Below are 13,537 nucleotides of genomic sequence, written 5' to 3' on the forward strand. Positions count from 1 at the left end.
CCTGTTCAGTAGCCACGCCGGGGCGTGGCGCATTGCTTAGAAACGTTCGGTGGCTGCCAGGTAACGCCACTGCCCCACGGGCAGCTTGCCCATTGATACACCGCCCAGGCGAATGCGGCGCATGCCCAGCACTTCCAGGCGCAGGTAGGCACACAGCTCGCTGATCTGCCCGGGTTGCGGGTTTTTCACGACCAGGCGCAAGTGGGTTTCGTTCTGCCAGCTGGCCTTGGCCTTGGGCAGTTCCCGGTCATTACGCGTCGCACCGCGCGCCAGGCGCTCCAAGGCCTGAGGCGTGGTCTCACCGCGCACTTCGATGATGTACTCCTGCTCCATGCGGCGCAGGTCGGCGTCGATCTTGCGGGTGACGCGCCAGTCCTGGGTGAACACCTGCAGGCCGGTGGCGCCACGTTCCAGCGGCGCCAGGCTGGTCAGGCGGGCAAAGTGCCCGTGCAGGGGCCGTACGCCTTCGCGGTGGGCCTCGCTGAGGTTGCCCATGTTCATGCTGGCGCGGGCGGTTTCGCTGTCGATACCGGCCGCTTGGTGCATCAGCAGGGTGACGGGGTCCAATGCCTCGGCGCGTGCTCCCGGCAGCAGTTCGACGCGCTGGTCGTCGACCTTGAACTGAGGTTGCTCGACCACCACGCCATCGACCGTGACCCAGCCTCCTTCGATGTACAGCTCGGCCTCGCGGCGGGAGCAACCAAGCTGCTCGATGAGGCGTTTGGACAGGCGGACGGGTTCGGACATGGGGCAATTCGCAAGGCAGGGAAAGACCTACATTGTACCTGCCTGTGCGCGGTTGATGATGGGAATCTGTGTCAAATGCGCCGTTTTGGACGCAGACTACGGCATATTCGGACGCCGCCCTAAGGCGCTGTAGGAATCAGCCTCATGTGCAGAAGGGGATAGGGCTGCCCCAAGCCATCCGTTTCCGAGCGGCCGACCACTTCGAAGCCTTCGTGCAAGTAGAAGCCCAGGGCTTGCGGGTTCTGTTCGTTGACGTCCAGGCGTTCGGCATTCAATTCGTCGATTGCATAACGCAGCAGTCGCTGGCCAACGCCCTTGCCGCGGTATTCCGGTGCGACGAACAGCATGTGCACGCAGCCGTTGGCGACACCGGCAAAGCCGCAGATTCGCTGGCGATCCTTGCAACAGATCAGCATCACGGCGTCGAGGTAGCGGCGAAGCACTTGTTCGCGCAGCAACAGGATGTAGGCCTCGGGAAGGAAGTCATGGGTCGCGCGCACCGACTCATCCCAGATCTGCACCAGCTCGCTGTAGTCGCTGTAGCGCGGGGTGTGCAGCGTCAGAGCCAAATGCATGCCGGTGTTCCTCCTGAGCGATAGAGCAAACATAGCAGGCCAACCACTGGTCGGCTTCTGCGTGCACGGCTTGAAGCCTGGGACGCGGAGGTCTATTAATTATGCGTGGGAAAAATTCCCACGCAAAGAAAAGAAAGAACTTACAACAGATTCCCGGCTTGATTTGGCGTTCTCATGGCGAAGACCTGGAGACGGAAAATGCAAATCCACATGCTGTTCAAAAAAGCTCTATTGGCGGTTGCCGTTGCAAGCGTGCTGTCGACGGCCATCGTTTTGGTTCCAGATTCGATTTCTCATGGCTCCAGCGCCTATGCCAAGGATGGTGGCGGTGGCGGTGGCGGTGGCGGTGGTGGCGGTCACGGCGGTGGCGGTGGAAGCGGTGGCGGTGGTGGTCACGGCGGTGGCGGTGGAAGCGGTGGCGGTGGTGGTCACGGCGGTGGCGGTGGAAGCGGTGGCGGTGGTGGCCACGGCGGTGGTGGCGGTGGTGGTGGCCACGGCGGCGGTGGAAGTGGTGGCGGCGGCAGCGGTGGCGGCCATGCCGGTAACAGTGGCAGCGGCCATGGTGAAGCAGGCCTGGGCCACGATGGCAATTCAAACTCCGGACGCAGCAGCAGCCATGCTGAAAGGGGTGATGACCATGGCAATCACGTTGGCGGTGAGCCCGGCGACGATCATGGCAATCACGTTGGCGGCGAACCCGGTGACGATCATGGCAATCATGTTGGCGGTGAGCCCGGTGATGATCATGGCAATCATGTTGGCGGTGAACCTGGCGACAATCATGGCAATCACGTTGGTGGTGAACCTGGTGACGATAACGGCAACCATGTGGGTCGCGAACAAGGTGATGACCGCGGTGCTCATGCCGCCGGCGAAGTCGGCGATGACAACAGCAGGAGCTGACTGGCAATGAACAGCCCATACAAGACCCAGGGGACGGGTTTTGTATGAGCGGGTCTCGGGCAGTGAGACCCTATCACGCGTTTGCAGTGAGGGCTGACAGCTTTTTCTCATCCTCTGCGGGAAGTAGTTACGATTCGTGCGGGATGTTTTCCCGCATCGTATGCTGGGTTCAACTGTCAAGGAATGCGCTCCATGCAATCGCCCTCTATCCCCCCGTCCATGTTGAGCGCACTGCGCAGGGTCATGCGGCCCCTGGTGCGCCTGATGCTGCGCAAAGGGGTGACCTATACGATGTTCACCGACGTACTCAAGGAAGTCTTCGTCGATGTAGCTCATCGCGAGTTTCGCCTGGACGACAAGGTGCCGACAGACAGCCGTATCAGCCTGCTTACCGGCGTGCATCGCAAGGATGTCCGGCGGCTGCGAAGTGAAAATGACGCGACTGACGCTGAGCTGCCGGAAAACATCACTTTAGGCGCGCAGCTGGTGAATGTATGGACCACCAGCCCACCGTTCTGCTCCGAGGCCGGGCAGGCGCTGGCGCTGCCACGGCTAGCCAGCGTTGGCGGCGATTGCTCTTTCGATGCCCTGGTGGCGAAGATCAGTACCGACATCCGTGGGCGGGTGGTACTGGATGAGTGGCTGCGCCTGGGCATCGTTCGCCTCGATGATCAGGATTGCGTTCACCTCGAAGCCCAGGCATTCGTTCCGCAGAAAGGCTTTGAAGAGAAAGCCGCGTATTTTGGCCACAACCTGCATGACCACGCCTGCGCAGCGGTGCATAACCTCAGTGGCGAAGGCCTGCCGTTTTTCGAACGCAGCGTGCACTACGATGCCCTGACCTTGGCCAGCGTCGGCACGCTGCGTGAAGCGGTCTCCAAGGATGGCATGCAAACCTTGCTGGCTTTTAGCCGGTTGGCTGCCGAGCTGGAAAACACCGACGTGCCGAGCCATGAGGAACGCCAGCGCATTACCGTCGGGCTGTATTTCTACACTGAAGCCACCGACCCCGATTCGTCGAAGACAGCCGACTCATGACCCCCCTCGCGCGCTGCCTCAGCCTCGTCGCACTTGCCCTGGGTTTCGGGCTGAACCTGGTGGCGCCTGCCGAAGTAATTGCAGCACCGGTTTGTGTCAGCCGTGATGAAGTGGGTATGGCTGGGGCTACGGGCATGCAGTTTCCGGGGGGCACCGGTGGTACAGGCGCCAGAACCGGCGGAGTTGGCGGAACCGGCGTGCGCAGTGATAACGGCGGGGTGGGTGGCACGGGGGCGCCGCTCCCGCAGCGCCCCGGCGGAACGGGCGGTACTGGCGCGGTGGCGGAGGGTGTAGACGGTACCTTTATCGATCATGGCCATGGCGGCGTGGGCGGTAGCGGTGCCCCGATCCAGCGCCCGGGCGGTACCGGTGGCACGGGGATCGTCGGCACCATCACCGGGTTCGCTTCGATCTGCGTCAACGGCCAGGAAGTGCACTACGGCAAGGATGTACCTGTGAGTGAAAACGGTGCCCCTGCCAGCAGCGCTCATCTGGCGATCGGCCAGGTTGTCGCGGTGGAGGCCTATGGCACACAGCGCGGCCTGCAAGCCGGGCGCATCGCGATTCTCAACGTTTACGAGGGGCCGGTGACGGCGCTGCCGAATGCTTCGGGGCCACTGCGGGTCATGGGGCAACCTGTGCGCCTTGCCGCCGGGGCTCGCGTGGCTGAAGGGCTGCGCCCCGGCGAGCCGGTCAGGGTCAGCGGCATGCGCGATGCGGCAGGTGAAGTGGTGGCTAGCCGTATCGAGCGGGCGCCAGGGCTCCGGGAGGCCAGTGCCATCGGAACTGTCGATCGCCCAGGCAGCCTGCAGGGGCTGAAGCTGGGGACGCGCGTGGCGCCGGCGCGGGAAATGCTGGTGCGCGGCCAATGGACCGGGAACCAGCTGGAAGTCGCGCAAACCCGCGCTGACCCGAGCCTGCCGTTTGCCGGCAGAGTGCAGACTGCGGTGATCGAGGGGCTGGTGCAGCGCACTCAGGCGCATCAGCTGGTAGTCGGCGGCATCAACGTGACGCTGGGGCAGGATACTGTGATGGTCGGCAAGCAGCCTGCAGCCATTGCGCTTGATCAACGGGTGCGGATAAGCGGTGTATTCAGTGCCACGCACGAGCTACGGGCCTCCCGCATCGAGTTCGATGATGACCGCGGCGACCGTGCGGACAGAGGGCATTCCGGGCGTAACAGCGAGCACGGTACCAGCGGCTCGGGCAGCTCGAGCAACAGTGGCCAGGGTGAGCGTGGCGCCTCCAGCAGCCGCAGCGAAGACAGTGACGATCACAGTGGACGGAGTTCGATCAGCGAGTCCAGTGGCCATGACAGCGTTGAAAGTGAGGACAGGTCTGGAAAGTCAGGGCATGTCGACAGCGTGGAGCAGCGCGAGACCAGCAACAGTGGCAGCTCCGACCGGGTGGAGAAGGTCGAGCATGTTGAAAAAGTTGAGCTCGAAAAAGTCGAGAAGGTGGAAAAGGTCGAGAAAGTAGAGAAAGTCGAAAAGCCCGAGAAAGTCGAGAAGGTGGAGAAAGTCGAAAAGGTCGAACGGCCTGAGAAAGTCGAAAAGGTGGAAAAAGTCGAGAAGGTCGAAAGACCTGAGAAAGTCGAGAAGGTCGAAAGACCTGAGAAAGTCGAGAAGGTGGAAAAAGTCGAAAAGGTCGAAAAGCCTGAAAAAGTCGAGAAAGTTGAAAAAGTAGAGAGAGTCGAAAAGCCCGAAACGGTAGAAAAAGTCGAGAAGGTCGAAAAAGTAGAGCATCCGGAGCGGTCCGGGCATTAGGCAACTAGGCTGGGTAAGTCCGATCACACTTCCCGACGGAACCCGAGGTGCAGATGAGACCCGCGCTCCCTCTTTTCGCCTGTCTGCTGTCCTTTACCGGTGCGTCGGTCCAGGCCGACACTTTCAGCGCCTCCATTGGCATGGACTATTCGAGTGGCGACTATGGCACGGGCACCACTTCGGAAATCTGGTACGTCCCCGTGGTCGGCAAGTATGAAACCGGCCCCATGACCTACAAGGTCACTGTGCCTTGGCTGCGCATCACCAACCCTGAAGTAGGCCCCAATGGTGACCCCTTGCCCGGCGGATGCCATGCGGTGGAGAGCGGGCTGGGCGACACGGTTGCCAGCGCCGACTACGCACTGCTCGACGGCAGTGACGGCGGCCTCATGCTGGACTTCATCGGCAAGGTCAAATTCCCCACTGCAGATGAAAAACAGTGCCTGGGCACCGGCGAGTACGACTATGCCGGCCAGGTCGATATCGCCCAGGCATTCGGCCCGGTGACCGGCTTCGCAACTCTGGGCTGGAAGAAGTTCGGCGATCCCCCAGGCAGCGACTTCAGGGATCCGATCTTTACCAGCCTGGGCTTTGCCATTCCTGTGGCAAAAGGCACCTCGGCGGGCGCCTCGTACGACTGGCGGCAAAAAGTCGTTTCGACAGGCTCGGAGATCCAGGAACTGACCCTGTTCCTGACCCACAAGCTCAACCGGGAATGGAAGATTCAACTGTATGCAGTCAAGGGCTTTTCCGATGCCAGCCCTGATGCAGAAGGTGGGTTGATGGTGTTTCACACCTTCTGACAAAAAAGCCCCCGCCCGGGTATTCCTCGTTGGGAATACCGGGCAGGGGCTTTTTGATGTGCAGGCTGCCTTAAACGGGCTCGGCCCACATGTCGTATTCGTCGGCATCCACCACGCGGCAACGCACTTTATCGCCCGGCTTGAAGCCGTGGTTACCGTCGATGAACACGCTGCCGTCGATTTCCGGGGCATCGAAGAAGCTGCGGCCAACCGAACCCTGCTCCTCGACTTCGTCGATCAGCACTTCGATTTCCTTGCCGATGCGCATTTGCAGGCGGGCGGCGCTGATGGCCTGCTGGTGCGCCATGAAGCGGTCCCAGCGGTCCTGCTTGACGTCATCCGGCACTTCTTCCAGGCCCAGGTCATTGGCCGGGGCACCTTCGACTGGCGAGTACTGGAAGCAGCCGACGCGGTCGAGCTGGGCTTCGGTGAGCCAGTCCAGCAGGTACTGGAAGTCTTCCTCGGTCTCGCCAGGGAAACCGACGATGAAAGTCGAGCGGATCACCAGCTCGGGGCATTTCTCGCGCCAGTTCTTGATGCGTGCCAGGGTACGGTCTTCGAAGGCTGGGCGCTTCATCGACTTGAGTACCTTGGGGCTGGCGTGCTGGAACGGGATGTCCAGGTACGGCAGGATCTTGCCGGCGGCCATCAGCGGGATCACGTCATCGACGTTCGGGTACGGGTAGACGTAGTGCAGGCGCACCCAGGCACCCAGGCTGCTCAGTGCTTCGCACAGTTCGAGCATGCGGGTCTTGACCGGGCGGCCGTTCCAGAAGTCGGTCTTGTATTTGACGTCGACACCATAGGCGCTGGTGTCCTGGGAAATGACCAGGATTTCCTTGACGCCGGCCTTGACCAGGCGCTCGGCCTCGCTCAGCACTTCACCGACCGGGCGGCTGACCAACTTGCCACGCATCGACGGGATGATGCAGAAGCTGCAGCTGTGGTTGCAGCCTTCGGAAATCTTCAGGTAGGCGTAGTGGCGCGGGGTCAGTTTGACACCCTGTGGCGGTACCAGATCGATCAGCGGGTTGTGGTCCTGGCGGGGCGGCACCACTTCGTGCACGGCGTTGACCACCTGCTCGTACTGTTGCGGGCCGGTCACCGACAGCACGCTCGGGTGCACGTCACGGATATTGCCTTCGTCGACACCCATGCAGCCGGTGACGATGACCTTGCCGTTTTCCTTGATCGCTTCACCGATGACTTCGAGCGACTCGGCCTTGGCGCTGTCGATGAAGCCGCAGGTGTTGACCACCACTACATCGGCGTCCTCGTAGGTGGGCACGACTTCATAGCCTTCCATGCGCAGCTGGGTCAGGATGCGCTCGGAATCGACCAGGGCCTTGGGGCAACCCAGGCTGACGAAACCAACCTTGGGGGTGGCGGGAGTGGTGGACATGACTAACCTCGGTATTGAATGCAGTTCGCCCTGCCGCAGTCGGGGGCGATCTTGACGGGCGCTTTCGGCGCCTCTGATCAAAAAGTGCGCAATTCTAGCGAGCGCACGGTCGCTTGACCAGCAGAAAAGCGACGAACGCTGCGCTATGCTTCGCGCCATTGCGCCGGGGCTTATGCATGCCCCTGACGCAGGCGTGAATTCTACCGGCCTTCAAGGCCATCTGCGGGAGTGTTCGATGGTTCAGGCAAGCAGTCACGCCGAAGGCGGGCACGCGGGGAAGCAGGGTGCGACACGGTCGCTGGGGTTGCTCGTGGCAGCGGTCGGGGTGGTGTATGGCGATATCGGTACCAGCCCCTTGTATACCCTCAAAGAAGTCTTTACCGGCGGTTACGGGGTGCCGGTCAACCATGATGGCGTGCTGGGAATCCTCTCGCTGATCCTCTGGTCTCTGCTGTGGGTGGTGTCGTTCAAGTACGTGATGTTCATCCTGCGCGCCGACAACCAGGGCGAGGGCGGTACCATGGCATTGACCGCGCTGGCGCGGCGGGCCACGGCGGCTTACCCGCGGCTGCGTTCGCTGATGGTCGTCTGCGGCCTGATCGGCGCCTCGCTGTTCTACGGTGACAGCATGATCACCCCGGCGGTATCGGTGTTGTCCGCCGTAGAGGGCATGGGCCTGGCCTTTGAAGGTATCGACCACTGGGTGGTACCGATTTCGCTGGTGGTGCTGGTGGCCTTGTTTCTGGTGCAGAAGCACGGTACCGACAAGATCGGCAAGCTGTTCGGCCCGATCATGGTGGTCTGGTTCCTCGCGCTCGCTGCGCTGGGGGCCCATGGCATCTCCCAGAGCCCGGAAGTGCTCAAGGCGTTCAACCCTGGCTGGGCGGTGAATTTCTTCGTCGTGCACCCGGGCATCGGCGTGGCGGTTCTCGGCGCGGTGGTGCTGGCGCTGACCGGCGCCGAGGCGCTGTATGCCGACATGGGGCACTTCGGGCGCAAGCCGATTGCCCGCGCCTGGTTCGCCCTTGTGCTGCCGGCACTGGTGCTCAATTACTTTGGCCAGGGCGCGATTTTGCTGCAGAACCCCGACGCCGCCCGCAACCCGTTCTACCTGCTGGCGCCAGGCTGGGCGCTGCTGCCAATGGTCGGGCTGGCGACCATGGCCACGGTCATCGCCTCGCAGGCCGTGATTTCCGGGGCCTTCTCCCTGACCCGCCAGGCCATCCAGCTGGGCTATATCCCGCGCATGCAGATCCAGCACACCTCCAGCGACGAGCAGGGGCAGATCTACATCGGTGCGGTGAACTGGACACTGATGGTCGGCGTGGTGCTGCTGGTGATCGGCTTCGAGTCCTCCGGCGCCCTGGCGGCGGCTTACGGTGTGGCCGTGACCGGGACCATGCTGATGACCACCATCCTGGTGTCGTCGGTGATGCTGCTGCTGTGGAAATGGCCACCGGTGCTGACGGTGCCGATCCTGGTCGGTTTCCTCTTCGTCGATGGGCTGTTCTTTGCTGCCAACGTGCCGAAGATTGTCCAGGGGGGTGCCTTCCCGGTGCTGGCAGGCGGCGTGCTGTACCTGCTGATGAGCACCTGGAAGCGCGGCAAGCAGATCCTGGTGGAACGGATTGATGAAGGCGGGCTGCCGCTGCCGGTGTTCATCAGCAGTATCCGTGTGCAGCCGCCGCATCGAGTAGAAGGCACGGCGGTATTCCTGACGGCGCGGGCAGATGCGGTGCCTCATGCGCTGTTGCACAACATGCTGCATAACCAGGTGCTGCACAGCCAGGTGGTGCTGCTGACAGTGGTCAGTGAAGACCGCCCTCGGGTGCCGGAGCACGAACGTTTCGAGGTCGAGGCCTATGGTGATGGCTTCTTCCGCGTGTTGCTGCACTTCGGCTTCATGGACGAGCCGGACGTGCCGGCGGCATTGAGGCTGTGTCACCTGGACGAGCTGGATTTCAGCCCGATGCGTACCACCTACTTCCTCAGCCGGGAAACGGTGATTGCGTCGCGTCTGGAGGGGATGTCGCGCTGGCGGGGCAACCTGTTCGCTTTCCTGCTGAAGAATGCCAACGGTAACTTGCGCTTCTTCAACTTGCCGTTGAACCGGGTGATCGAGCTGGGTACCCAGGTCGAGATCTGAAGAATTGGGGCCGCAATGCGGCCCCTTTCATTGTCAGTTCTGTGCGGCGACGCTGGACTTACCCTGACGGGTCTCGATCTCGTCGATCAGGCGCTTGGCCAGCGCCGGGTAGTTCTCGTCGAAGTGGTGGCCGCCTGGCAGCTTCATGCGCTCACCCACCGCAGTCTTGTCGGTGCAGCCGCTCTCGTCGGTCTCTTCGATACCGTACACGCAGACCACCTTGGACGCCGGCAGCTTGGCCATCTCCGGCCCGGTAGGCGCTTCCTGGCCTTCCTTGCCCAGCCAGCCCTCAACCTCGATCTCGAAGCTGCCGCTACGGGCGAACGCCAGCAGCACGACCGCGTCGATACGCTGCTGGTCTTCGGCCGGCAGGCGGTTGTAGATGGCCGGCAGCACGTCGGCGCCGAACGAATAGCCGGTCAGCACGAAACGCTTGGTGCCCCACTTCTGGCGGTAGTGCTGCATCAGTTCCGACAGGTCGGCGGCGCTTTGCTCCGGGGTCTTGTGCTGCCAGTAGTAGCGCAGGGTGTCGATACCGACCACCGGGTAGCCGAGCTTGGCCATTTCACCGGCCACGTCGCGGTCCAGGTCTCGCCAGCCGCCGTCACCCGACAGGAACAGGGTGACGGTATCGGTGGTCTGCCCGGCAGGGACTTCTACCACCGGAATGGCCAGGGCGTTGCCGTCGCGGCCGACCAGGGCCTGGGTCAGCTGGGCCTTGAGCACCTGTGGCAGGTGGATGTCATAGTCGCTGATGCTGGTTTCGGCGTTGGCCTGATCGCGTACGAAGGCAGCACTGGCGTCGTCCGGGTTGTCGTTCCAGGCAACATTCCAGTGGCCGTGGGCGGCCGACTTCGGCAGTTCGACCTTGCAACCGGGTTGTTCCAGGGTGAAGTCGACGGAAATGGCCCGGGCCTTGTCGTCACTCTGGGTGGCCAGCCAGCGCCATGCCTGGGCTGCGCCAGGGCCGATGCCAGCGACCAGGGTCGGTTTGTCGGACAGCTGGGTCAGTGCCTGATCCATGGCCTGTTGCTGCTTGGTGCAGTCGTTCGGCGGCAGGATCACCTGCACCAGCTGCGCCTCACCGGCCTGGCTCAGGTCCAGCAGCTGCTTGTCGGTCAGGGCCTGGTCCTGGGGCACGCCGATGGCGACCCGGGCCTTGGCGTGCACGCCCGGGGTGACGCGGATGATGCTGGTGTCATTCAGGGTCAGCTGCTCCAGCCGTGCCTCAGGGGCAGGGCGGGCCCACAGCCAAAAGCCCGCAGCGCCAGCCAGGGCGGCCAGCAGCAGGGGAATCAGTACGTACAGCCAATAGCGTCGGATCATCAACGTTTCACCAATCCAGTCAGGCCGCCGGCAATCAGGGCGGCAGTATCGGCCAGTGCCACCAGCGGGTCGAGCCCGGCCGGCACGGCCATGTAACGAGGTTCCCAGTCCGGCTGGAACTTGTCCTTGAAGCGCCGCAGACCCTGGAAGTTGTAGAGCTGCTCGCCACGGCGGAACACCATCGAGCCCAGTCGTTGGGTCAAGGGTGCGCCGCGGCGTGGCTGCAGGCCGGAAAGCGGGACCATGCCCAGGCTGAAGCGGCTGTAGTCATGGCTTTTGTAATGCAGGATCAAGCCGATCATCATGAATTCCATGGTCAGCTTCGGGGCTTCGGGGTGCGCGCGCATCAGGTCGAGGCTGGCCAGTTCGTTGCTGTGGGTTTCCAGCAGGTTGGCGAAGGCCACCGGCCGGCCCTGGAAACGAATCAGGGCGATACGGAAGTGCTGTAGGTACTCGGGGCTGAAGCGCCCCAGCGAGAAGCCTTTCTCGCGTACATTCTTGCCGCCGAGCCAGGCGTCGGAGATTTCCTTGAGCTCGGCCAGCGGAGCGTGGCCGGGTTCGTGGATCTCCAGGCTCAGGCCATCCCGGCCGCCACGGTTCCAGGTGTAGCGCAGGTCCTTCATTTCCTTGCCCTTGGCTTCGAGGTCGAAGCGGCGCAGGTCCACCCGCGCCTCCTCGCCCAGCTTCAAGGCAGTCAGGCCGATGTCCATGTAGAACGGCAGGTTCTCCGCGCGCACCTGGTAGAACACCGGGCGGGCATGGTGCAGGTCGCACAGGTCGCGGAACTGCCAGATCATCTCGGCGCGTTCCTGGGCCGGGCCGATCGGGTCATACAACGCCACCAGGCTGCGGCCGCGGCGGGCATACATGAGGAAGGCATTGTCGCTGGGGTGGAACAGCAGTGCCTTGTCGCCGGTCAATGCCAGGCCGCCATCGGGCTGGTCGGAGGCTAGCAGGATGCGGTTGGCGCGCTGCAGCTCGACGTCATCAGGCAGGTGAATGACCGGGCGGGCGGTGCGCAGCAGCCAGGTCAGGGCGACGATCACCAGCAGCACCGCGCTGCCCAAGGCGGCGCGCAGGCCGCGCGGGGCGTCGGCGTCGAGGGTGAACTGCCACCACAGCTTGTGGGTATAGGGTACGTCCTGGTAGGCGAACAGCAGCAGCCACACCGAAGCACCGACCACGCAGGCGCTGGCCACCAGGTACACCGGTGAGAATGGCAGTTCGAGCAACCGGCTTGGCCGGTAGAACGAACGGCGGAAAATGGCCAGCAGGGCAGCAGTCAGGGTCAGCAGGCTGGCTTCCTCCCAGTCGAAGCCTTTGAGGATCGACAGCAGTGCGCCGACCAGCAGCAACACAGTGGTAAGCAGCCAGGCTGCCGACAGGCGCCGGCGCAGGCCCTGGGCCAGCAACAGGCAAAGCACGCCAATCAGGCTGGCGCCGAAGTGCGAGGCATCGATCAGCCGGTGTGGCACGAGGAAGCCCATGTGCTCCAGGCGCGTGTCGATTTCCGGGGTGGCGCCGGAGAACAGCAGCACCACACCCGACAGGAACACCAGAATCGCCAGGATTGGTGCGCCAAGGCCCGAAGCCGCCTTGATCGCTTGCTGGGCGAACAGCAGGCGGCGTGCTTCGTTGGCCAGCAGCAGCACGCAGGCCAGCAGCAGCGGCAGCACCACGTAGATCAGCCGGTACAGTAGGAGGGCGGCGGCCAGTGGCGCGGCGCCAAGCTGGTCGGCGAAGGCCGCCAGCAGGATCGCTTCGAATACCCCCACGCCACCCGGTACATGGCTGAGCACACCAGCGGCCAGGGCCAGCAGGTAGACCAGCACGAAGGCACCGAAAGGAGGCGCTTCCGGCAGCAGCAGGTAGAGCACGGTGGCTGCAGCGGCCACGTCCAGCGCGGTGATCAGCAGCTGCAGGGCCGCCAGGCGGCCACCCGGCAGGCGCAGGGTGCGACGGCCCAGCTGGACCAGCAGGTTGTCGGCCAGCGGCTGTTCCGGCAGGCGACGGCGATACAGCCCGATCACCAGCACGGTGGTGATGGTCAGAACGGCGATGGCGATGCCGGCCAGCACTGTCGAAGGCAAGCGCAGGGCGGTTGCCGCTGCCGGCAGGTTGCTCAAGGTGGCCAGCGCCGCCAGTGGTGGCAGTGCGCACCCCAGGGACAGGCTGGCAAACACGGTCATGCGTGCCACTTCGGCGGCACCAAGGCCTTGACGTGCATACAAACGATAGCGCACCGAGCCACCCGAGAGCATCGACAGGCCGATCGCGTTACCAATGGCAAAGGCGCTGAAACCGCCCATCACCAAGGATCGCGGAGGCAGCTTGACGGCCGCGTAACGGCTGGCCGACCACTCGTAGCCCAGCAGGATCACGAAGCCTGCCACAGTCGCCAGCAGGGCACCGATCAAAGACTTTGCCGGGACGTCGAGCATGGCATCGTGCAGGGCGTAGATGTCCAGTTCGCTCAACAGATGCCGACAAGCGATCAGCGCCATGGCAAACAGCAGCAAGGTCACGGCCAGGCCAATCGGCTGACGGTATCGGCTCATTCGTTCCAGCCAAGGCAGGCGTTGGGCGGCAGTCGGCAGTGCCGAGGCGAGCGGCACCTGGGGTTCGGGGGTGTGCGATGTCATGAGATGCCTCGTGCGTGATGCGCGAGGAGGGGAAGAGCTGCGGCCAAGTGAAAGTCCCTTTGGTAAACGTATCCAGATATTACTCCGGGCAACATTACTTTCAGTCGTCCGGCAGTGTTAAAGATAGTTCATCCTCACGACGACACCTCAAACGAGCGGGTTTGGGAGCAGGGCGAGGATTTATCAGGC

10 protein-coding genes are annotated in these 13,537 nt (G+C 63.2%); 5 read left to right on the plus strand and 5 right to left on the minus strand.

The window, feature by feature from the left end; genetic code table 11:
• Nucleotides 1–36: 36 nt before the first annotated feature.
• A complete protein-coding gene (locus ACLEJU_RS03085; RefSeq protein ID WP_435422405.1) occupies nt 37–747 on the minus strand; it encodes an rRNA pseudouridine synthase in 711 nt (236 codons plus the stop codon).
• A gap of 119 nt (nt 748–866) precedes the next feature.
• Nucleotides 867–1,322 carry a GNAT family N-acetyltransferase gene (locus tag ACLEJU_RS03090; RefSeq protein WP_435422404.1) on the minus strand — a complete coding sequence of 152 codons (456 nt, stop codon included), beginning with the start codon at nt 1,320–1,322 and terminating at the stop codon, nt 867–869.
• Nucleotides 1,323–1,532: 210 nt separating this feature from the next.
• On the opposite strand from ACLEJU_RS03090, the gene ACLEJU_RS03095 reads away from it, so the two are divergent.
• The 4 genes from ACLEJU_RS03095 (at nt 1,533) to ACLEJU_RS03110 (ending at nt 5,832) form a co-directional block, all read left to right on the plus strand.
• Nucleotides 1,533–2,225 carry a hypothetical protein gene (locus tag ACLEJU_RS03095; RefSeq protein ID WP_435422489.1) on the plus strand — a complete coding sequence of 231 codons (693 nt, stop codon included), beginning with the start codon at nt 1,533–1,535 and terminating at the stop codon, nt 2,223–2,225.
• A gap of 192 nt (nt 2,226–2,417) precedes the next feature.
• Nucleotides 2,418–3,263, plus strand: a complete 846-nt coding sequence (locus tag ACLEJU_RS03100; protein ID WP_435422403.1) for a DUF6502 family protein — start codon at nt 2,418–2,420, stop codon at nt 3,261–3,263.
• Entirely contained in the window at nt 3,260–5,029 is a 1,770-nt protein-coding gene (locus ACLEJU_RS03105) for a DUF5666 domain-containing protein (protein ID WP_435422402.1), read from the plus strand. The genes ACLEJU_RS03100 and ACLEJU_RS03105 overlap by 4 nt, the downstream gene beginning before the upstream one ends.
• Before the next feature lie 53 nt (nt 5,030–5,082).
• Complete coding sequence (locus ACLEJU_RS03110) at nt 5,083–5,832, plus strand: hypothetical protein (RefSeq protein ID WP_435422401.1); 750 nt, start codon at nt 5,083–5,085, stop codon at nt 5,830–5,832.
• Nucleotides 5,833–5,902: 70 nt separating this feature from the next.
• On the opposite strand, the gene rimO is transcribed toward ACLEJU_RS03110, so the two are convergent.
• Entirely contained in the window at nt 5,903–7,234 is a 1,332-nt protein-coding gene (gene rimO, locus ACLEJU_RS03115) for a 30S ribosomal protein S12 methylthiotransferase RimO (protein ID WP_435422400.1), read from the minus strand.
• A 235-nt stretch (nt 7,235–7,469) separates the two neighbouring features.
• Between rimO and ACLEJU_RS03120 the strand changes: the two genes are divergently transcribed.
• Nucleotides 7,470–9,380, plus strand: a complete 1,911-nt coding sequence (locus ACLEJU_RS03120) for a potassium transporter Kup (protein ID WP_435422399.1) — start codon at nt 7,470–7,472, stop codon at nt 9,378–9,380.
• 33 nt (nt 9,381–9,413) lie between these two features.
• Here the strand turns inward: ACLEJU_RS03120 and ACLEJU_RS03125 are convergent, their stop codons facing one another.
• Together ACLEJU_RS03125 and mprF are read right to left on the minus strand one after the other, a co-directional pair.
• The gene (locus ACLEJU_RS03125) at nt 9,414–10,706 is read right to left on the minus strand and encodes a virulence factor family protein (protein ID WP_435422398.1); all 1,293 of its coding nucleotides are present in this window, start codon (nt 10,704–10,706) and stop codon (nt 9,414–9,416) included.
• On the minus strand, nt 10,706–13,264 hold the full coding sequence (gene mprF / locus ACLEJU_RS03130) for a bifunctional lysylphosphatidylglycerol flippase/synthetase MprF (RefSeq protein WP_435422488.1): 2,559 nt from the start codon (nt 13,262–13,264) through the stop codon (nt 10,706–10,708). Before mprF ends, ACLEJU_RS03125 begins: the two co-directional genes overlap by 1 nt.
• Nucleotides 13,265–13,537 lie beyond the last annotated feature (273 nt).

Source organism: Pseudomonas sp. SMN11, assembly GCF_052041945.1.
Taxonomy (GTDB): domain Bacteria; phylum Pseudomonadota; class Gammaproteobacteria; order Pseudomonadales; family Pseudomonadaceae; genus Aquipseudomonas.

What these genes read in the sequence shown, in the direction of transcription:
- ACLEJU_RS03085 (WP_435422405.1), bottom strand. Translation starts at nt 747, where the DNA reads ATGTCCGAACCCGTCCGCCTGTCCAAACGCCTCATCGAGCAGCTTGGT.
- mprF (WP_435422488.1), bottom strand. Translation starts at nt 13,264, where the DNA reads ATGAGCCGATACCGTCAGCCGATTGGCCTGGCCGTGACCTTGCTGCTG.
- ACLEJU_RS03090 (WP_435422404.1), bottom strand. Translation starts at nt 1,322, where the DNA reads ATGCATTTGGCTCTGACGCTGCACACCCCGCGCTACAGCGACTACAGC.
- ACLEJU_RS03095 (WP_435422489.1), top strand. Translation starts at nt 1,533, where the DNA reads ATGCTGTTCAAAAAAGCTCTATTGGCGGTTGCCGTTGCAAGCGTGCTG.
- ACLEJU_RS03120 (WP_435422399.1), top strand. Translation starts at nt 7,470, where the DNA reads ATGGTTCAGGCAAGCAGTCACGCCGAAGGCGGGCACGCGGGGAAGCAG.
- ACLEJU_RS03125 (WP_435422398.1), bottom strand. Translation starts at nt 10,706, where the DNA reads ATGATCCGACGCTATTGGCTGTACGTACTGATTCCCCTGCTGCTGGCC.
- ACLEJU_RS03100 (WP_435422403.1), top strand. Translation starts at nt 2,418, where the DNA reads ATGCAATCGCCCTCTATCCCCCCGTCCATGTTGAGCGCACTGCGCAGG.
- ACLEJU_RS03105 (WP_435422402.1), top strand. Translation starts at nt 3,260, where the DNA reads ATGACCCCCCTCGCGCGCTGCCTCAGCCTCGTCGCACTTGCCCTGGGT.
- rimO (WP_435422400.1), bottom strand. Translation starts at nt 7,234, where the DNA reads ATGTCCACCACTCCCGCCACCCCCAAGGTTGGTTTCGTCAGCCTGGGT.
- ACLEJU_RS03110 (WP_435422401.1), top strand. Translation starts at nt 5,083, where the DNA reads ATGAGACCCGCGCTCCCTCTTTTCGCCTGTCTGCTGTCCTTTACCGGT.